General features: G+C 65.9%; 5 protein-coding genes. 2 read left to right on the forward strand and 3 right to left on the reverse strand.

The window, feature by feature from the left end; translation table 11 throughout:
- Together QRQ56_RS32180 and QRQ56_RS32185 are read right to left on the reverse strand one after the other, a co-directional pair.
- A partial coding sequence (locus QRQ56_RS32180; protein WP_438745410.1) for a leukotoxin LktA family filamentous adhesin occupies positions 1-15,256 on the reverse strand: 15,256 nt, incomplete at its 3' end.
- A gap of 69 nt (positions 15,257-15,325) precedes the next feature.
- Entirely contained in the window at positions 15,326-16,075 is a 750-nt protein-coding gene (locus QRQ56_RS32185) for a hypothetical protein (RefSeq protein ID WP_438745411.1), read from the reverse strand.
- Positions 16,076-16,367: 292 nt separating this feature from the next.
- Here QRQ56_RS32185 and QRQ56_RS32190 point away from each other — a divergent pair, with 292 nt between their 5' ends.
- Positions 16,368-17,399 carry an ABC transporter substrate-binding protein gene (locus QRQ56_RS32190; protein WP_438745412.1) on the forward strand — a complete coding sequence of 344 codons (1,032 nt, stop codon included), beginning with the start codon at positions 16,368-16,370 and terminating at the stop codon, positions 17,397-17,399.
- A complete protein-coding gene (locus QRQ56_RS32195; RefSeq protein ID WP_438745414.1) occupies positions 17,396-20,089 on the forward strand; it encodes an ATP-binding protein in 2,694 nt (897 codons plus the stop codon). The genes QRQ56_RS32190 and QRQ56_RS32195 overlap by 4 nt, the downstream gene beginning before the upstream one ends.
- Positions 20,090-20,111: 22 nt before the next feature.
- On the opposite strand, the gene QRQ56_RS32200 is transcribed toward QRQ56_RS32195, so the two are convergent.
- On the reverse strand, positions 20,112-21,089 hold the full coding sequence (locus QRQ56_RS32200) for a LysR family transcriptional regulator (protein ID WP_438745415.1): 978 nt from the start codon (positions 21,087-21,089) through the stop codon (positions 20,112-20,114).
- Between the last annotated feature and the right edge of the window lie 36 nt (positions 21,090-21,125).

The raw sequence follows: 21,125 nt of genomic DNA on the forward strand, positions 1-21,125 counted from the left end.
TGATGCTGCCCTGCCCCGCGGTCGCGCCCAGGCTCGTGCCGACATTGAGCACGTTCCAGTCGATCGGGCCGCCGTTGGCGGTCAGCAATCCCGAGCCCGTCGTAGCCGCGAGCGTACTGCCGGTGATGGTCGTGGCGGCCAGCAGGCTCGCCGAGCCGTGGGCCGAGACCGAGCCGAGCGTGGTCGCGCCGCCCGACGTCGCCGTCTGCGCCAGGATGAAGCCGGTGTCGGCAGTGACGTTGATGTTGCCGGCGTCACTGCTGTTGCCGGTCGTCATGAGCGACTTGAACGTCACATTCTGGGTCGCGTGGACCGTCTGCGAGCCGCTGCTGTCGGCGGTGCCGATGACGATGCTGCCGTTGTTCGCGATCGCGCTGAAGCTGCCGCTCGCGCCGGTCGCGGTACCCGCCACCACCTGGTCGAGCGTCAGCCCGCCCGTGCCGACGATGTCCACGCTGCCCTTCGCGGCGGACAACAGGCTGACCTCGGTGTCGGTCAGCGCCTTCAGGTAGATGTCGCCGCCACTCGCACTGGCCGACAGCCGCGTGGCGTTGGTGGTGAACCGGCTCGTCGCGCCACCGATGCCGTTCGATGCACTCAGCGACACTTCAGCGCCCGCGCCGGGCACGAGGAACTTGGTCTGGCCGTCGCCATTGTCGATGATCGCACCGAGCGAGGCGACGCCACCGGCGGTCACGATGATCGAAGGCGCGTTGGAGGCGGCCGCATAGGACAGCGACGAGTTCAGCTGGCCGATCGTCGCATCGCCCGTGGTGGTCACCGAGATCAGGCCAGGCGCGTTGATGGCGGAATAGGCGCCCATCGACAGCGTCGCGGCCACCAGCGTTACGCCAGAGGTGTTGCTGGTCGCAACCACCGGCGCCGCGCTGGTGCCGGCCGCAAAGGTCATGCCACGATTAGCGAGCAGCTGCATCAGGCCGTCGCTGGTGATGCTGCTGTTGATGGTGAGCGCGCCGCGCGCCACGTTCAGCGTCATCGCGCCGCCGGACGTCAGCGTGCCATAAGCGCCGCTCCCGCCGATCGCGAGATCACCGGTGACGGCCAGGATGCTGAGATCGCCGACTGACGAGCCGGTCACCGCGCCCGAGATGTTCACCTGCAGCGGCTGGAAGGCCGAGCCGTTGAAGCCGATCTTGCCGCCGGCGCGCAGATCGAGGTCGGTGCCGAGGATGTGGATCGCGCTCCGGTCGGTGAAGTCGGCCTCGGCGTAGATGCTGCCGGTCGCGGCGAGCTGGATCGCATTGCCTGCGGCGATGTTGCCGAGGATGAGATCGCCGGTGGTCTGCTTCAGATAGATGCCCTGCGCCGACGAGACCTGGTCGAGCTGGTCGTTGGCGGGATCGGCAAACGCGATCTGGATCGCGTTCGGGTTGCCGACGGGATTGGCGGTTCCAGAGGGAGCACCGACATTGCCGCGCTCGGCGATCAGGCTCAGGTTGGCGATATCGCCCGAGATCACGGCGCCGCCCGCATTGGCGGTGATGTTGTTGACGGCGTCGAGCTTGGCGTCGCCGCGGCCGGTCACCTCGATGCCGTTGGCCTGCGCGGCCGCGATCGGGCCGTAGTTCGCGGTGACGCCGCCGAGCGAGAGACTGTTCTTGCTGCCGAGATAGATATTGGCCGCCGCCTTCGCCGAGATCGCGATCGGGTTGTCGACGACGACGAGGTTCTGCTGCGACAGGCTGACCGTGTAGGTCGTGACATGGCTCGTCGGGTCCGTGACCGCGCCGACGGTGAGCTGGCCGGGACCGGCCGAGGACAGCAATGCCCTCTGCTCCGTCGTCAGCGACGAAGCATCAACGCTGGTGAAGGTGAAAGTCTGGGGCGCGGCCGAATTGCCGACCGAGCCGCGCGGCGCATATAGCATGATTTGGTTGGCGCTGACATTGGCGACGACGTTCTCGTCGATCGGCGGCGGCGCCGCGCCGATCGACGACGACGAGACGGTGTAGGCCAGCTGGCTCTGCGTCCACTGCGCGCCCGCTGTGATGATGCCGTAGACACGCTCGGTCGATGCGAGCGTAAAGCTGTAGTTCGCGTTGTAGGTGTTCAGCGCCGTCTGCAGCGCCGTGTTGGTGGGCATGCGCTGATTGGCCGTCGAGACGCCGTCGAACAGCTTCGTGAACAGCGTCGTCGACAGCGAGCTGCCGAACACCGTCCCCAGCGGATCCGAAGGCGCGGTGCCGAGCAAGCTCGTCAGCGAGGTCTTGAGCTCGTCGGTGGTGATCTTGCCGAGCAGGAATTGATCCCGGAGGAACCGTGTCGTCGCTTCGGTCTTCATCTGCGTCGTCGTGACGTCGGCGGGATCGATACCGAGCTTGGCCGCGACCTGCGCCCGCAGCACCGTCTGTCCCACCGAGGTCGGGCTATAGGTGCTGCCGTTCTGGAAGGCGATGTTCTTGAGCTGGAAATAGTCGTTGTAGGCCGACGTCACCATCGACTGGTAGCTGTTGACGGCGTTGGTGGCCGCGTTGCCGCTGAGCAAATCGAGGCTGGCCCAGACGTCCTGCAGATGCTGGCTCTGCGCCTGGGTAAGACCGACCGCCGCCCGGCCGTTGAGGATGCTGGCCTGGTTGCCGTCGGAGCCGGCGGCCTCCAGGAACACCGGACCGCCGGTCGACTGGATCGTGCCGAGGCGAAGGTCGCCCTTGGACTGGATGATGTAGGTGCCGGTGGCCGAGGCGCTGTCGAGCACGCCGCCATCGACGGCGCCGCTCGCCTGAACCGTCCCCGTCGCCTGGATCACCAGCGGATTGATATTGGTCAGGGTGGAGGCGTTGTTGACGACGGCGCTCGTCGCGCCGATCGCACCGGACGTGGAGTTGATCTCGATATTCTTGCCGATCACCACCGGATTGGCGACGTTGTAGGCGGAAGCCGAGTTGATGTCGCCGGTCGCCGAGAGGAAGACGCTGCCCTGCGGCGTGGCGCCCGCCGAATTCACCTTCACCTGGTTGATCGACAGCGCGCCGATGGCCGAGATCGCGATGTCGCGGTCGATCGAGCTCGCGGTCAGGCTGCCGCCATAGAGCTGCACCTGGACCGGGGTCCCGTTGGTGCCGAGCGAGCCGATGCCGCCGTCACCCCGGAGCGTCACGCTCGTGCCCGAGACCACGGGGTTGTTGGCATTGGCGCCGACCGTGATGGACGAGCTGGCGCCGGTGGCGCTGAGCGTCGTCGCACCCTGAAGGTTGTTGATCGAGCCGTTGATGACGATGCCGGAGGTCGAATTGACCACGACGTCGCTGCTCCCGCCGCCGGTGAACTTGATGTTGATCGGGTTCGACGCCTTGACCGTGTTGGTCAGTGTCAGCGTCAGGTGATCATAGATCGCCTGGTACCAGTTGAACTGGGCGTCCGCGCCGCAGCACTTTTCCACGTGAGTGTTGAGTCCGACGGGGGACCCGTCCGGGTTCACCCCTCCCGCCCAGTGATAGCTGCCCGTGGCGGTGGTGACCTTCTGGTAGTTGGTGCTCTGCGTACCCGAAATCAGACTGGTGGTACGGGTCCAGTTCTCTCCGGTGGTCTGATTGGGCGTGAAAGCCCAGCCGTAGTCGAACTGCGTGCTGCTGGTCGAACGATCCAGGGTCGCGGTGTCGACCCACTGATAGAGCATGTTCGCCTGCGTCGCGTACTGGATGCCTGCCGTACCCGTCCTGGATGTGATCATCGACGGGTCGACCGCGGCCGCAGTGACGCTGTTGGTCTCGTATTTCGTTACCTGCTGGTTGCTCGCGGCCTTGGGATCGTAGACATACCACGTCGTCTTGCCCTTGAGCTGGTCGACGATCTCGACCACGCTCTGGGCCGTGGCGCCGGTATTGATGGTGTTCGTGACCAGCGCAAGGCCGCTCGTGTTGTTGACCGTGATCGTGCCGGCGCCGCCCTTGATCTCGATATTGCCCTGGGTCTGGGTGTTGTCGGTCGAGGTCGAGATGATCTTGCCGTTCAGATAAACGTAGCCGCCCGCGCCCTGCACCACGCCGTTCAGGACGAACTGGTCGGTGAGAGCGTTGTACCTGACCCCGATCTTGACGTCGTCGCTCACCGACGTCGTCACCGAGCCAGAGACGTCGTAATAGACGCCGTTCCGCGCATTGGCCTGGGCCGCGGCGAAGTCCGCGCCGCCGTTGCGGTTCTTGAGGCCGTTCGTGCCGTAGATGGCAGCATAGGCGTCGGCGCCGATGTTGACCGAGTAATTGCTGCTCGAGCCGGCCTGGATGGTGCCGTTGATGTTGATCACCGACGCCGAGATGATGACCGCCTGGCCGGTGATGGTCCGGGTGGCCGTCGCGGTCGCCGGCGTATTCGCGGTCTTCGCCGTGATCGCATCTGGCTGGATCTGGATGACCTGGAAGAAGGCATCGCAGCCTGCACAATTGAACGGCGTCTTGTACGGACCACTATCCGCGTAAACGTTCCGGCCGTCGTAAGTCGTTTTCTCCCAAGGCGCGGTGGCAACAATGGTCGAGTTCGACGGCTGCCCTTCGATGACCTTCAGCGTAGCGACATCAGGCACGCTGCCGGCATTGGGAGTGCTGGTGTTCCCAGGCGTGCCCCGGCCCACCGGCAGGAAGATCGACGAATAGAGCGAGGTGCCGTCGTAGAACGTCATCAGCATGCGGGCGGTGAAGATCGTGCTGGCGTCAGCGTTGCCGACCGGTGCATAGATGCCGCTACTGCCGCTGGCGCAGCAGTAATAGAAGTACGGGTGATCGCCTCCCGAACCGATGTGCGGAGCGGTGTAATAGTCGCCATAGGCGCCGAGATAGGTCGCCGCCGTCATCACCGCCGTCAGCGTGTCTTCCGGCCTGTTTTCGGTGCTCGACCATTGCGAGGTGACTGCGCTGCTGCTGTCGTAGAAGCTGCCGATGCCGCCGAGGAAGGTGAACGTGCCCTTGGGCACCACGATCTGCACGGTCGCGGCGCTGAGCGACTGCGAGGCGACGACACTGCCGAGATTGTTGAGGACCTTGAGCAGTCCGTTTGCGTTGCTGACGGCGCCGTTGAAATAGATGTCGGGCGTGCGCGTCAGCAAATTGCCGTTCTGGTCGATGCCCTGCCCGCTGTCGGGATCGAGGCGGTTGTAGGTGGCCGAGACGTCGATCACCGGCGTTGCACTCGGCATCGCGGTGAAGGTCACGTTGGAGTGCGAATCAGGGTCGACATGGTCGATCTGGCGGTAGGTGATGTTGCCGCCGCTCACCTCGGTGACCGTGAGGTTGCCGAGGCTCATGAAGTCGAGACCCTTGTTCTCGATCTTGATCAAGGGCGAGCTGCGCGCGATGACCGCGGGCGCGGCCGGATTGGTGCCGCTGTTTCCGGTCAGCTTCTGGGCCAGGATGGAGACGTTGCCGGCGGACACCAGGATGTCGCCGAATGCGAAGGCGTTGCCGGGCGCATCGGAGGTGAACGGCGCCTGCTTGATCAGGGTGTCGATCTGGCGCTGGATGTCGCCGGTCGGATCGGTGCCGGACGGCGACATAGTGGCCGGGTTCGTCGCCGTCGCCGCCGCGAGCTGGGCGCGAACCTGAGCCTCGGAGAGGCCGGTCAGCGTCGCCAGCTGGTTGACCACCAGCTGATAGGGATTAAAGTTGCCGATGGTGGTGTACTGGACCGTCTGATGGTTCCAGCTCATCACCCGGCTGAAATGGTTGACGTCGGACACGGATTCGAGCGTCAGCGCGGAGTACGGGCTCGTCGTGCTCAGGGTCGGCGTGGAAGCGCCGAGGTCGATCGTGATGGTCACGTCGTTGTTGATGCCCGCGACCACGAGGCCGTTGAGCGCGACGTCGCCGGTGCCGCTGGTGTGGCTGTGGTTGTCGCTGTTCTTGGCGCTGAAGATGTCGAGATACGGGTTGTAGTTGCTGCCGTTGCCGGCGGCCGTGACCTGCCCCTGCGTGGCGCCGAGATAGATGTCGCGCGCGCCGAGTATGCTCGAAGTGGGAGCGAGCGTCAGGCTCGTGGTGTCGTCGGCATTGGCCGTGCCGCGGTAGAGCGCGGAGATCGGAATGGCGGTGTTGTTGTAGACCACCGTCGTCGCCATCGCCTGCACGCTGCTGAAGACCGAGCCGTCGCCGGCGAGGCCCGCATACATGGTGATGTCGCGCCAGGCCACGATCTTCGTGCCGTCGCCGACATTGACGGACTGGTTGGCGTGAACCCAGCTGTTGGTGCTGGCGCCGACGCCGGCGATCGCGCCGTAGAGGCTGGCATTGGCATTGTTGGACGCCGCCATCTTCGCGGCCGTGCCGACGTAGATTTTGCCGGCGCTGAACAGCTGGCGGGCGTCGATGTTGACCGCGAGCGTGGCGTTCGCCGTCATGTTGGATTCGGCACCGCCGCCGGCGAAGAAGCTGGCCGTGGCGAGGCTGGCGGTGTCGTTGGTGTTCAGCGTGTTGTAGGCCTCGATGTTGATCACGGCCGTCGAGGTCCGGGGATCGTCGTTGAGGCTGAGAACCGTGCCGGCGCCGATATTCGTGGTGACACGCTGGGTAACGAAGGATTCGCTGAGTGCCGCCGCTCCCGAGAACGAGCCGCCCGAGCCCGAACGCGCGCCGCCGCCGGCCTGGTTGACGATGTCGTTGGCGATGACGACCATGTCGCCGGCGGCCGAGTTGATGATCAGATGCGTCCCGACGTCCGCCGTGGTGGTGGAATCGACGTCGTTCCGTGTTTTTCCGGCGGACACGCCGGCCGTAGACGCCTGATAGGCGTCGCCGCTCGCCATGTAATTCGTGGTGTGCTTGGCGTCGATGCGGAAGCCGCCGAAATAGAGCGTGTCGTCCGTCGAGCCGCCGTCGAACCGCGCATTGGTGACGGCGGTCGAGCTGGTGGTGGCGACCGCCGCCGCGCCGGCATAAGTGCCGCCCGCGCCGACCAACGCGCTGGAGAAATTGGTATCCGTGCCGGTGGCCTTGATCCAGAGGACGCCCGTGTAATTGCCGTGGTTGGCGGCGTCCATATCCGCGGGCGCACCCAGATAGGCATAGGTGTGTGCGCTGGACGACGTCTGCGCGACCGTGGCGCCCAGCGCCAGGAAGCCGCTCGAGAGGCCGGTGGCCTCCGCGTATTGAGCACTGTCGTTTTCGGCTTCGATGGTCACGTTGGCGTTGGGCAGCCTGATCCCCGTTCCGCCATAGGCGTTGACGGTCGTGTTCTGCGACGCCTTGGCGTAGCTGCCCTGCGCGCCGATCAGCGAGCCGCCGCCGCCGGCGAGCGCCTTGGCCCAGGTCGTCGTGCCCACCGTCGGAACCAGCGCCTTGGCGCTGACGTCGAGCGCACCGCCCGAGAAGCTGACGCCGTCGCCGACATCGGCCGTCACGGTGGCCCCGACCGTGGACTGTGCGATGGCGACGCCGACGGCACCGCCGCCGACCGAAACGCCGATCGCCTCGCTCGACAAATTGGGCGCGATCGCCGCCGCCACCAGCGTGCCGATCCCGCTCGCGGACGTCGTGATCGAGGCGCTGGCACCGATCTCCGCCAGCACCGAAGAGTTCTCGGTGGCCTCCGCATCCGCCCCGCTCCCGGAGACGATGCCGCCACCGAGCGCGGTTGCCGTCGTGCTTAGGGTGCCTGCGCCGGCTGCGCCGATCATCAATTGCGAGGTGTTGATGGTGGCGCCGTTCAGGACTCGCGCTGCGACCGAGCTGTGCCGGCTTGCCGTCGCGACCGAAGCGCCGACGGCCACGGCACCGGCCGAGACGCCGCCCGTGAAGACCACCTGGGACGTGGAATCCTGCGCCATGACGGCAGCGCCGGTCCCGCCCGTGCCGCTGATATTGCCGCCGAGCAGCGCCGTCACGGTGTTGGTGACATTGCCGACCGCAACGGCGGCCTGGGCGCCGAAGTAAAGCGCCGCACCGCCGGCGATTGCCTCGGTGTCGATGGTCTTGCCTGCGTAAGGTCCGGTATTGGCGTCCTGGACGACCGCAGCGACGGAGATTGACGGCGCCGCGACGGCCAAAGGCGTATCCGCGGCCACCAGCACGCCGGAACCATTGCGTCCATAGTCACTGAGATTGGCGACCACGGTGCTGTTGACGCTGGTGTAGCCAATGCCGGCACCGATGCCGACATTCTTGGCGAAGCCCGCGCCGAGCAGATACATCTTGGCCGCGTTGGCGCTTGTGGCCGAGACGTTGACTTGCGTGCCCGCGACGTTTCCGCCCGCGATCTGCGCGACCACGACATCGTTGCCACCGCTCAGCACGTTGCTGACGTCGTAGGTCGAGCTGACATTGGCACTGTTCGGATTGCCGGCGGTGCCGCTCGCGACAGCGCCGCTGCCCTGCGCGTTGCTGGTGCCGCTGTTCACGGACGCAATGGTGCCGCTGCCGCCCTGATTGAGCTGGCCGGTCTGCTGGCCCTGGGTGTCGGCATCAGCGGTGTTGGTGCCGATGATGATGACGCCGACGGTCGCGCCGATGCCGACGCTGCCGCCGATGCCGGCGGTGACCGCGTAGGACAGCACCTCCTTGGTGCTGAGCGCAGTGACGTTGATCGCGCCAGACGAATTCAGGTTGCTGTTCCAGCTCTCTGCGACGGTTCGGCTCTTGAACACGATGATGTTGGCTGCGGCGCCGACGCCGACCCCTCCTCCGCTGGCGCCGACCGCGAGCGCGCCCGCGATCTCCTTGATCGCGACGTCCTCATTGGCGTTGATCGTGACCGCGCCGGCCGTGCCCCCCGTCACCCCCTGCAACGTGCTGTCGTAGACGCCGGCGATGGTGGTGTTGTTGGCGACCTCGATGTTGGCCATGCCGGCGATCGCGGCGGTGCCGGTCGAGAGCGCGCCACCGATCGCGTAGGCCTCGAAGCGGTTCTTGGTCTTGGCCTCGACGTCGAGCGCGCCGCTCAAATTGAGCGCGGTGGTGTGCGCGGCGCCATTGCCTTGATAGCGGAACTCGTCACCGACATAGGCCAGGGTCCGGTTCGAGGAGACCTGGACCAGGAACGCCGCGCCGATCGCGGCCTGGCTGCCATAGGCGCCGGAGCCGTTCGCGGAGAAGATGCCGGTGTTGTTGTTGGCGTTGACAGTCAACGACGAGGCCGTCAGCGCGCCGCCGTCGACATAGGCTTCCGTGGTCGCCTGGAACACGTTCAGCCCGACCGAACCCGTGTTGAAGCCGATCGCGATCGAGGACGCATCCTGCTCCGCATTGGCCTTCACGGTGACGGCGCCGACCGTCTCGCTCGACCACTGGACGCCGCCAACCGTGGCATTGGTGATATAGGCAAAGGTCTCGCGCGACATCGTCGTGGAGATGATGGTCGCGCCACCGCCGCCGCTGCTGCCGTAGGCGATACCGGCGCCGAACGCGCCCGAATAGGAGAAGCTCGACGCGGCCACCTCGATCTGCGGCTTGAGCGTCGACGAGGTCAGGCGCGTGTCGATCGCCGCGCTGTCGATATAGGCCCGCGTCGCCCCGCTCATCACATTGGTGATCGGGTTGATCATGATCGAGATGCCGCCGCTTGCGGCGACCGAAGCGACGTTGGTCACGACGGCCTGGTGCGAGCTTGCGACAACGGCAAGGCCGCGCACGCTGTCCTGATTCTCGGAGAGATCGGGCGTGGTGTCGGTCGGCGCATGGGCCGTGCCGAGATCGAACGCATGCACCAGCGTGCCGTTGTTGACCGACAGCGTATCGGTGGTGCTGGTCCCGAGCGCGTCGACCTTGGTGTTCGCGCCCGTGATGTAAGCCGCTGTGGTGCCGGTGATCTGGTTGGTCACCAGCGAGCCCGCGCCGCCGGCCGCGCCCTTGCTGATCGACAAGGCACCCGCGAACACCGCCGCCTTGTCGTTGTTGCCGGCGACCACGCCGACATTGTTGGTGGCCGTGACATCGGCTCCGTTGATGCCGTTGGTGCCGGCGGCGGTGATGCCGGCCGTGACGTTGGTCCCCATCAGATTGGTGGCGACCGAACCTGCGAGGCCAACCTGCGAGGACATCGCAATGCCGACCGCGACCGTCGAGATGTTGGTGTTCGAGTTCGCGCTGACCCCGACATTGCCCGAGGCGGTCAGCTTGGAGCCGGTGACGCCGGCGCTGACATTGTTGGCGATGCTGCTGTAGACGAGCGCAAGGCCCGCGGCGCTGCCTTGCGTCGAGGCGCCCGCGATCGCGGCGGTCCCGGTGATGCTGGAATTGTCGGTCGCGTTGACGGAAATGTTGCGGCCCGTGACGGACGATTGCGACGCGCTCGACAAATTGTTGCCGATGGCGGCCGAAACGGTATTGCTGATCGAGCTGATCGTCGTGCCGCCGACGCCCGCGAACTGCCCGGTCGCAAGGCCGAAGCCGATCGTGACCGCCTGGATCTTCGAGGAATCGACCGCACTGACCCGGACATTGCCCGGGGCCGACATCAGCACATTGGCGATGTAGGCCGAATGCGTGGTGGCGATGGTGTTGTAGACGATCGAGGCGCCGACATTGTTCTTGCCGGCCTGGATCAGGCCCGCGACGGAGACGATGCTGGCGCCGGGACCGTTGCCCGTGCCGTCGTTGAGCGCGGCCGCGCTGAAGTCGATGCAGTTCTGCCCGCCCGTGCCGCCGGCGACCGTGCAGGTGTCGGTGGCGAGATGATTGTTGTTCGACTTCTTGACGAGGTTGCCGAGCGCCGTGTCCAGCGCCGAGACGGCGCCGCTGTCCGCCAGCACCGTCACGCCACCGACATTGATGTTCACGGTCGAGCCGCTGCTGATATAGGCCGTCGTGGTGGGCGTGACCTCGCTGACGACGATCGCGCCGGCAAGGCTGTTGGCGCTGGCCCCTCCGCCGCCCGAGGCCGCACCGGCCGCAATCACGCTGGCGTTGTCGGCCATCACCAGCAGGGTGTCGTAGTTCGAGATTCCGGTGCTACGGATATGCGCGTCGGTGGCGTTGCCGCCCGAGGGATCGGCGATCGACGCATAGGTCAGCCCGATGCCGACGCCGACCTGGCCACCCGATAGATAGAGCGAGCCGCCGCCGATCGCGATGTTCGTGGTCTGGTAGGCGTCGACCTCGAGCGCGCGATTGACGCCGGTCGCCTGGCCCGTGATCGTCGAGCTCTCGATATAGGCGTTGGCGCTGTCGGTGATGATGCCGACCGAGGCCGACAGCGACGCCGCATTGGATCTCGATCCCGCCACGCCGAGAGCGACGACGGTTTCCGAGCCGCCATTCAGCGCCTGCACCGTCACCGAACTCTGGTCGTTCATGGTGGTGCCGTAGATATAGGCAAGCGTCGCGTTGTTCGACATCGCCGACGCAATCGCACCGCCGATCGCAGCCCCGGTGGCGGACGCTCCGGCCAGATTGAGCGCCGCGGAGCCGGACCCGTTGTTGAGCATGGTGTCGTTGAGCGCCTGAACGATCGTATTGGTCGTGACAGCGCTAGCCGTGGTGTATTTGTTGACCGTCGTGTTCTTGATATAGGCGCTGGTGCCCAGCGAGACGTCGCTCACCGACGAGCTGCCAGCGAGATCGAGGCTGAAGCCGCTGGTGCTGGATCCCGAAGTCGAGCTGATCTTGCTGGCAGCCGTTGCCACGCCGGCAGCCCCACCGGTCGCGGCGGCGCCGGCAGCGTCGGCCTTGTCGGAGAAGCTCGACGACGCCGGATCTGAGACCGCTGCCGCGACGGCGGCCGCAGTGATGCGTCCGGAGGTGGTCGCGCTCAGCGTCAGATTGTCGACGTTGACCGATCCGCTTCCGCCGCTGGTGCCGGCGAACGGGTCGTCGGCGCTGAACACGCCGGGCCGAATGTCAGAATGGTTGTCGCCGATATAGGCGGAAGTGTCGGTATTCGCGCCGAGATAGGCGACCGACAGGCCGACCGCCGAACCGCCGCTGCCATTGTAGCTCATCGCACCGGACAGGGTCACGACCGACAAGTCCTGCTGCGCCAGGATGCCGACGGTCGGGGCATAGACGGTGGCCTGGCTCGAGATCGACGCATGGGTCGTGTTGTTGAGGAAACCGAGCGAGGTGATGCCGTTCAGCGCCAGCGCGCCGGCGGCCTTGCCGGACGACGGCGCGACGGCGACGAACTGGTCCGAGGTGATCGCGTTGACGGCGATGTCGTCCGCCGCGCGCAGCGTTGCGCGGTCCGAAACGCCGGCGATGGTGTTGGTGTTGAACTGGACGAGATTGAGCGCACCGCCCACGGACGATCCGCCCGAGGTGTTGCCGAACAGGAAGCCGAGCGTGCCGACATTGCCGGCCGCGTCGATCGACGCCATGGTCGTGGTCGCCGCGATCTGGATGCTGGTGTCGTAGGTGTGGACGTCACCGTTGTTGACCGTCGCGGACCAGCTGCTGCCGCAGGCCGCGGTGGTGCAAGTCGCGGTCAGACTGGCGCTGCCGGCCACCCAGGCCGTCGTGTTGTTGTTGACGACGAAATGGTTCAGCGAGCCGGCAACGCCGATCACGTCTCCAGCGTCGGCCGTAGCGTTGGCATAGCTCGTCAGGATATTGCCGCCAACGCCGAGATTGCCGTTGAGATGGCCGAGGACCTCGGTCAGTCCGTCCCACTTCAGCCAGGTATTGGTGATCGGCATCGAGGTGGTGGCGTCAACGGCGATGTTGGCCGCGTTGACGGTGGTGCCGCTGCCGATATAGGCGTTGGAATTGTGGTTGAAATTGCCCCAGGCGACCGCCGCGCTGATCGCGACGCCCTCGCCGCTGGTAACGTCCTTGGTGATCGCGGAAGCCGTCGCATTGCTGCGCACGCCCCGATCGATGAGAGTGCTGACGACCGCGACGTTGCCGCTGACATAAAGGCTCGGCGCGCCGCCGCTCGGATTCTGGCCGATCGATGCCGTCGCGTTTTCAGTGCTGTTGGCCAGCGACAGCGCACCGGCGGCCTTGAAATTGAAGTTCACCGGCATCAGCGAGACCATCTGCTGAGCCATCATCCCCGACAGGCCGGGGCTGGAGACCAGGAACCCCTGGATCGCGCCGACCAGGGCCGGCGTCCCGACAATGGTCGACGCCATGGTCGAGTTGCTCGTCGTGTTCGAGGTCGCCTCGACCAGAACGGAGCCGTTCATCCGCGACGACGCGCTGGTGCCCAGCGACGAGCCGAGCTTCGCGGTTGCGGATGTGGTGACGTCGCTGATCGCGAGCGCCCCGCCAACACCACCGCTGGCGGTCGGCGTGCTCAGCGCAACCGACGTGGCGCCGGTCGAGAACGAGTTGTTGTTGATCGCCCGCACTGTCAGCGAGTTGCCGGATGCATTCACGGTGCCGACGGAAAGGTTCGCGCCGGTCCCGACATTGGCCGTGGTCGAGACCGAGCCGGTGGAATAGGCCACCGTCTCGACGAATTGCGCGCTGGAGGTCGCTGCGACCGCGGTAACGGCCATCGTTGCATCGTTGATGGCGTGGATGCCGAGGTTGCCGCCTGCGCTGATCGTGGCGCCGGAGGCAACATTGGTGCTGACATTGCCGTCGATCTTGCCGACGACGGCGGCGGCGCCGATCGGCGAGCCGCCGATCAAGGTGCTCGCAATCGCCGGATCCTGCGCCGTCTCCGAACCATGCGAGGCGATGGAGACGTTGCCGGTACCGTTGATGTTGGCGTTGCCGTTGATATTGACCGTCGCGGTGGCGCTGGCGGCCACGTAGCCGCCGTTGATGCCGAGCATCGAGGCCGCGAGCGTGGTGCCCACCAGCGTGAAGAGGCCAGGGACCGAGCTCGTAAAGCTGGACGACGCCGTCGAGACCGATGCGATCGTGATGTCACCGCCGGTGATCCGGCCGTCGACCGTAATTCCCGACGTCGCAGTGGCTTGGCCCGACAGCTTGCTGTCGCTCGCCGTCGCCGCGAGCGTCACATTGCCGCTGGTGTAATGCGTGCTGCCGGAGTTGACGGCCTGCGCGAGAATTTGCGCGCCGTTCTGGATATCGATGATCCGCGCCTCTATCCGGATGTCGTTGGCATTGCCCGTCGAATAACCATTGGCATCGAGACGACGGGTATCGACCAGCGCGTGGGCCGCCAGCGTGATCGAGTTGTCTGCCTGGATGAGGTAGGTGGCGCCGGCGCTGAGCCCGTTGATCGCAGCCGCGACCGAGCTGTTCGACAGCGTCACGCCGGTATCGCCCTGGGCGGCATCACCAACGACGAGATCCGTCGGGTCGATCAGCAGCGTGCCGGCCTTGCCGTTGTCCGCGCTGAGGTTGACCTTGATACCCTGGCCGATGTCGATGACCCCGTTGGCGCTGAAGTCGACGAGGCCGGCATTGCCGGTCTTGGCACTGGCGTTGAACTTCGCTCCGCCCGACACGGTCAGGTTCTGCGCCGCCTTCAGCCGGATCTCGCCGGCATCGCCGGTCTTGCTGGCAATGTTGAGCCTGGCGTTCTTACCGACCTCGATATTGTTGCCGGCCTGAACCGTGATGTTGCTGGGCGTCGAGGTCTTGCTGCGCGCGGTGAGCCGGCCATTGACGCGGGCATTGTTGACCGCGCCGATATGGATCGAACCGTTGCTGACGGTGATGGAGCTAGCGCTGCGCAGGCCCTTGGAGTTGACGGAGGCCGCGAACTTGGCGGCATGATCGAGATTGGCGATGTCACGCTGGGTGGCGCCGCCGACAAAGACGTTCTGCCCGGTCAGGCGCACGCCGTCGATCGCATTGACGCGACCGTATATGCGGATGTTGCCGTCGGGCGAGACCGGGAACGAACCCGCCATCAGATTGCCGACCGCCGACTGGTTGATCTGCCCGCCCGCGCCGATCAGGCTGTCGGTAAACTCGCGCGTCGGCGTCGAGACGTTGAGGCTGCCGACATTGACCACGCCGCTGCGGCCGACCACGAAGCCCTTGGGATCGGCGAAATAGACGTTACCGCCGATCGCGCCGTTCATGTAGGAATTCAGCGTGCCGTTGACGTAGACCGGCGCGTCGCGAACGATGTTGACGAGATTTTGCGTCCCTGTCGGCAGTTGCAGATTGACGGTGTTGCCCTGCCCGACGCTGAACTGCGAGAACGAGTTGAAGGCGTTGTTGCCCGACACCGTCGACGTCGTGACGTTGGTGACGCTGCCGGAGGTCTGCAGGGACGTACCGGTGCGTCCGTCCGGCAGGATGACGTTCGCCGTCTGCGCCTGAACGCGGACGCTGTACACCGGCAGGAAGACCATCTGCATCGCGCAGAGCAGCGACATCGAGCGGAAGCGCGCCAGTCCGCGCAGCGTCGTCGCCTCGTCATTGTCTCGCGCCGCAGATGGTCCGCGCATGTCAGATCCTCTTCATCGGCATTGGCGCCGATCCACAACCGGGTGGGAGAATGTCGTGCGTTCCAGGCATCAGAACTGGCCGGGCGGCAGCTTGAAGATGTCGGGGCTCTTGGCGTCGGCCACGTAGAACAGCAGCAGGCTGGTCGGGGTCAGCAGGCGCTGGTTGTTCTCCTTGTTCTCGAACGTGCCCTGCAGCAGCAGGATCACCGAGCGGTCCTTGGCGTCGCTGCCGCGGAACATCACGATGCCGCCGGCGACGGGCATGTTGACCGCGATGGAATCGGGCTTGAAGCCCTCGCCCATGAAATGGGCGCGCAGGATATTGGCGTTGGAGAACAGCTTCTCCGGCGTGATCGCAGCGTCGGTCGCCTTCGACCAAACCGCGCCGACTTGGATCAGCGATTTGGACTTGTAGCCGAACACGTAGGACAGCTCGGCGGTCCCGCCGTTCGGCAGCAGCTCCGGAACGGACAGCAGGATGCTGCGTGTCAGCTCGGCCGCGTTGTCCTGCGCCTTGATGGCGTCGGGCTTGGCGTTGAAATCCTTCGCCATCGCCGCGCGCACGTCGGCCTCGCTCATGCCGAACTTGGCGGAGCGGAAGCCGTCGATCGCCTTGGATTTCTCCTCCGCTCCCGGCGCCTCGGCCGCACTCGTGCCGGCGGCCACGGGCGTTCCGGCCGCAGCGGGAGCGCCGGCCGCAGCCGCCCTGGGTGCCTGGGCAGCCTTCTGCTTCGGCACGGCGCCCTGAGCCGCGAGCGGCCCGGCTGCAATGGAGGTGAACAGGCCGACGACGGCCGGAATGAGATAGATCTTGCGCATCGAAAACCTTCGAAACAAACCTGAAACAACGCTTCAAAAATCGGCAGCTGCGAAACCGGCTTGCCCGCACCGTCGTCGCAACCGGGACGAAAATGCTGCAACGCCACAAGGCGTTACAAGGCGCCACCGAGGAGACAAAATTCGAAACAGCGACTCTTGGCTGCGTAGGAATACGGTATCGGGCTGCCAAACGCTGCGAATGAACATTCACAAGCGCTTTTTTTGATCAATTGTGGACACCGGCCGTTCGCGCTAAGCAACAAACCGGGGCAAGCCACATGCAAAGAATTCCATGACCGAACGGCGTTCCGCTTTCGCGGTCGATCGCCGCGGCTTCATCCGTCTTGCGGGAGCAACCGTCGCGGGATGGAGCGCGCTCGGCGCAACGTCGGATCGCATGCGGATCGTCGCCTCGTTGACAGCCTTGCCGCTCGACGACGATCTGACCCGGCGGAGCATGATCGACAGCGCGACCTCGCGTCTCGGCGGCCTCATCGTCGGCTTGAGGCAGCGCGGCTGGGTCGAAGGCGTCAACTTCCGTCTCGAGCTTCGTTCGAGCTTTGGTCCGCCGGACCGGCTGAAGTCGGCGATCCAGGAGTTGCTGGCCCTCAAGCCGGATGTGATCCTGACGGGATCCACGGTCGAGACCGCAGCGGTGCTTGCCGCCACCAAGACCATCCCGATCGTGTTCGCGACCGCCAACGATCCCGTCGGCAATGGCTTCGTCGAAAGCCTCGCGCATCCCGGCGGCAACGTCACCGGCTTCACCAACAGCACCGCCGAATTGGGCGGCAAATGGCTTCAGCTCATCCGCGAGGCCGTGCCGGATATTTCCCGCGTGGGTGTGCTGTTCAACCCGGCGACCACGCCCCGGGCGGGACGCTTCTTCCTCGACTCGATCGAGCAGGAAGCGGCCGAGACCGGCGTGGCCGCGGTGCCCACCCCCGTCAACGCGCCGGCGGACATCGACGAAGCCGTCAGGCGCTTCTCAGAGCCGCCCAAGGCTGCGATGATCGCGCTGGTCGACAGCTTCCTCGTCGTCAACCGCCAGGCAGTCATCGCGGCCGTCGACAAATATCGTGTGCCCACGATCTATCCGTTCCACTATTTCATGGATGCCGGCGGCTTGATGAGCTACGGCCCGACGCTGGAAGTGCGCTCGGCCGACTACGTGGACCTTATCCTGCGCGGCACCAAGGCCGGTGACCTGCCGGTGCAATCGCCGCGGAAATACGAGCTCTTGATCAACCGCACGGTCGCCCGCGCGCTTGGATTGACCATTCCCTTCACGCTGCTCGCGCGCGCCGACGAGATCCGCGAGTGAACGAGACGGACGACCAGGGACCTTTGCGGACGCCTCCCGGCCGGTTGTTTCGCAAATATCTCTACTCCATCGTCGCCCTCGCCTTTGCCGCGCTCGCCATCAACACCGGCTTCGACGTCTGGTTCTCCTATCGCGAGCAGAAGCAGCTGCTGGCGGCGACCCAGCGCGAGCAGGCCGCGTCTGCCGCGATCCAGATCGGCCAGTTCATCGGACAGATCGAGAGCCAGATCAGATGGCTGTCGCGCCTGCCGCCGGAATTGTCGACCAACGAGGACGAGCGGCTCAACGCCATCCGCCTCTTGCGCCTGTCGCCGGCAATTGCTGAGCTCGCCGAGCTCGACTCGCGTGGGATCGAACAGGTGCGCGTATCCCGCCGCGTGGCGGACAAGATCGGCAGCAAGGCCGATCTCTCCGCCTCGCCCGCCTTTCGCGGTGCCAATGACAGCCGGGCGTATTACGGGCCGGTCTATTTCTTCGCGGACACCGAGCCGTTCATGACGCTCGCCACGCGCGGCATCGGCCGTAACCCGAATGTCATCGTCGCCGAGGTCAATCTGCGCTTCATCTGGGATCTCGTGACCGGGATCAGGGTCGGCAACACCGGCAAGGCCTATGTAGTCGATCGCATGGGTGTCTTGATCGCGCATCCCGATCTGTGGCGGGCTCTGCAGCGCAGCGACCTCTCCGGCCATCCGGACGTCCGCGCCGCGCTCGATGGCGTGGGACCTCCCTCCGGCGGCCTGGTCAAGGAGGATTTGTCCGGTCAGCGCGTGCTGTCGACCTACGCGACAGTGCCCTCGCTCGGCTGGCTGGTGTTCGTCGAGCTGCCGCTCACCGAAGCCTACGCGCCGATCTATGCATCGATTGGCCGCTCGACGTTTCTTCTCGTCATCCTGCTGATCTGTGCGGTGCTGGTCTCGCTCGTTCTCAGCCGGCGCATGACCGTGCCGATCCAGATGTTGACGCAAGGCGCCAAGCGGATCGGCAGCGGCGATCTCGGCCAACGGCTCGCGATCAGGACCGGTGACGAGCTGGAGGCGCTCGGCGAGCAGTTCAACCGCATGGCGGCGCATTTGCGCGAGTCCTACGCGACGCTCGAGCGCAAGGTGGTCGAGCGCACCTCCGAGCTGGAGAAGGCGCGCGACCACGCGCTTGCCGAGCATGACGCCGCCGAGCGCGCGCGCAGCGTGGCGGTCGCGGCCAACGAGACCAAATCGCGCTTCCTCGCCGTCGTCAGTCACGAGCTGCGCACGCCCCTGAACGGCGTCATGGGCGTGCTGCAGCTGCTCGACGACGGCAGGCTCGGCGAAGCGCAGCGGCGCCATCTCACGACCGCGGCCGCGTCGGGCGAAACGCTGATCGCGCTGGTCGATACGATTCTCGAATATGCGCGCCTCGAGGCCAGCACCGAGGTGCTGGAGCCGCGCAATTTCCACCTGGGCCAGCTGATCGAGACGGCCGTCGATCTGATGCGCCCGCAAGCCCTGGGCAAGGGACTGACCTTCGAGCTCGCCTGCGATGCTTCGGTCAACACCTCCGTGCACGGCGATCCCGTCAGGCTCAACCGCATCCTGCTCAACCTGATCGGCAACGCCATCAAGTTCACGCCATCAGGCGGGATCGCGGTGAGCGCGGCCGCACAGCGGCACGACGACCACATCCTGCTGCGCATGACCGTCCGCGATACCGGCATCGGCATCGCCCCCGACATGCACGAGCGCATCTTCGAGGATTTCGTGCAGGCCGATGACAGCATCGCGCGGCGGTTCGGCGGCACGGGTCTCGGCCTTGCGATCGCGCGGCGCCTCAGCCGCCTGATGCGCGGCGAGCTGACGGTTGCGAGCACGCCGGGCGCGGGCAGCAATTTCACCTTCGAGGTGCCGCTCGGCCTTGCCGCAAGCGATGTCGCGCAAGGCGCGTTGCCGCCCCCGTCGCGCCCGCTCCGCGTGCTCCTGGTCGACGACGATCCCGTCAATTGCGAGGTCGGAGAGGCGATCCTGAAGCGGCTCGGTCATCACCCCACGATCGCCCGGAACGGTGCATCGGCCGTCGAGCTCGCCCGCGATCGATCCTTCGACATCATCCTGATGGACCTGCACATGCCCGACATGGACGGCGTCGAGGCGGCGTCGCGGATCGGCAAGCTCGGCCTGACAAACACGCCGCGCATCATCGCCGTGACGGCGGATGTGTCCTCCCTCGCCCGCGAGCGGCTCGCGGACGCCGGCATCGTCCAGATCGTCAGCAAGCCGATCCTGGTCAACGCGCTGCGCGAGGCCATCGAGGACGGCCCCAGGATGGGTCCAGCAGACGCGCAGCTCGCGGCCGGCGCATTGATCGACCGGCACTATCTCGACGACCAGAGGGAGCTGCTCGGCGTCAGGCAGATCGAAAAGCTGCATCATCTGCTGCAGGAGACCAGCGACGGACTGATCGCGGACATTGCCCGGGCCGCGGCGGCAGGCGATCGCAAGCAGCTCGCGCGCTTGACGCACCAGCTCGGCAGCGCCGCCGGCGCGCTCGGCCTCGTCCGCCTGTTCGAGCGCTGCCGAGAAGTCGAGGACGCCGCCGCCTCAATGTCCGCGCCGGAATGCGCGCGCGCCGCGCAAGATCTCGCCGCGCTGCAGACGGCCTCGATGAGCGCGCTGGATGAGTTGCTCCGGCCGGCGGGACAACGCTCGGCGGGCTAGGCGCGCCCGCGGCGCCCCTCGGTCACACGGCCTTGGCGAGATGGGTCGCCGACATCAGATAGTCGGCATCGGCCGCGACGCGTTTCTCCAGAAAGCCCATGACCGCCTTGATGCGGGCGATGTGCAGCAGGTCCTCGTGAACGGATAGCCAGATGTCGCGGACGGAGAAATAGCTCGGCAGGATCGGACGCAGGTCCTTGTTGTGGGCCGCCACATAGGACGGCAGCATGGCGATTCCGACCCCGTTCGATGCCGCCATATACTGGGATACGAGACTGGTGCTGCGAAACACCACATGCGCCGGCCGCAGGATGTCGGACAGCCAGCGGTTCTCCTTGATGTGGATGTGCTCGTCGATGAAATCGATGAAGTCATGGTTGTCGAGGTCCTTCAGATCTGCCGGAGCTCCCGCGCGCTGCAGATAGGCACTGGAGGCGTAGAGGAAGATTCTGAACTCGCCGACCTTCTTGACCGAGAGCCGCCGTCCCTTCGGCTTGAAGAAGCTGATGAAGATGTCGGCCTCGCGGCGCGTCATGTCGAGCAGGCGCGTATCGGTGATCAGCTCGACCTGAATGGAGGGCCAGGCCTTGCTGAAGGCGGCCATGCAGCTCGTCAGGTACATGCTGCCGATGCCTTCCATCGCGGCAATGCGCACCGCGCCGGCGGCGTCCGCCTTCTCGGAACCGACCACCGTTTCGATGATGGCGTTGGCGTTGTTCTCCATGCCTTCGGCGAACTGCAGCAGCCGCAGGCCCGCTTCCGTCAGCGCAAAGCCCGCCTTGCTCCGCTTGAACAGCGTGGTGTTGAGGCTGCGCTCGAGCTCCCTCACCCGCCTGCTGACGGTGGTGTGGTCGACCTTCAGCTTCTGGCCCGCGCGGACGAGATTGCGGGTCCGCGCGACCTCCAGGAAGAAGATCACGTCGTCCCAATTGTAACGCAGCGTTCGCGCAGCCTTTGCCACCTCGGCCGTCCTGATATACCCGTTCGCGAGCTTCGGCATCTAGCACTCGTTACTTTCGGGCATATCAGCAGGCAC

The organism is Bradyrhizobium sp. U531, assembly GCF_051710265.1.
Classification (GTDB): Bacteria; Pseudomonadota; Alphaproteobacteria; order Rhizobiales; family Xanthobacteraceae; genus Bradyrhizobium.

Coding starts and splice junctions, on each gene's coding strand:
- QRQ56_RS32200 (WP_438745415.1), bottom strand. CDS start 21,089: ATGCCGAAGCTCGCGAACGGGTATATCAGGACGGCCGAGGTGGCAAAG.
- QRQ56_RS32190 (WP_438745412.1), top strand. CDS start 16,368: ATGACCGAACGGCGTTCCGCTTTCGCGGTCGATCGCCGCGGCTTCATC.
- QRQ56_RS32185 (WP_438745411.1), bottom strand. CDS start 16,075: ATGCGCAAGATCTATCTCATTCCGGCCGTCGTCGGCCTGTTCACCTCC.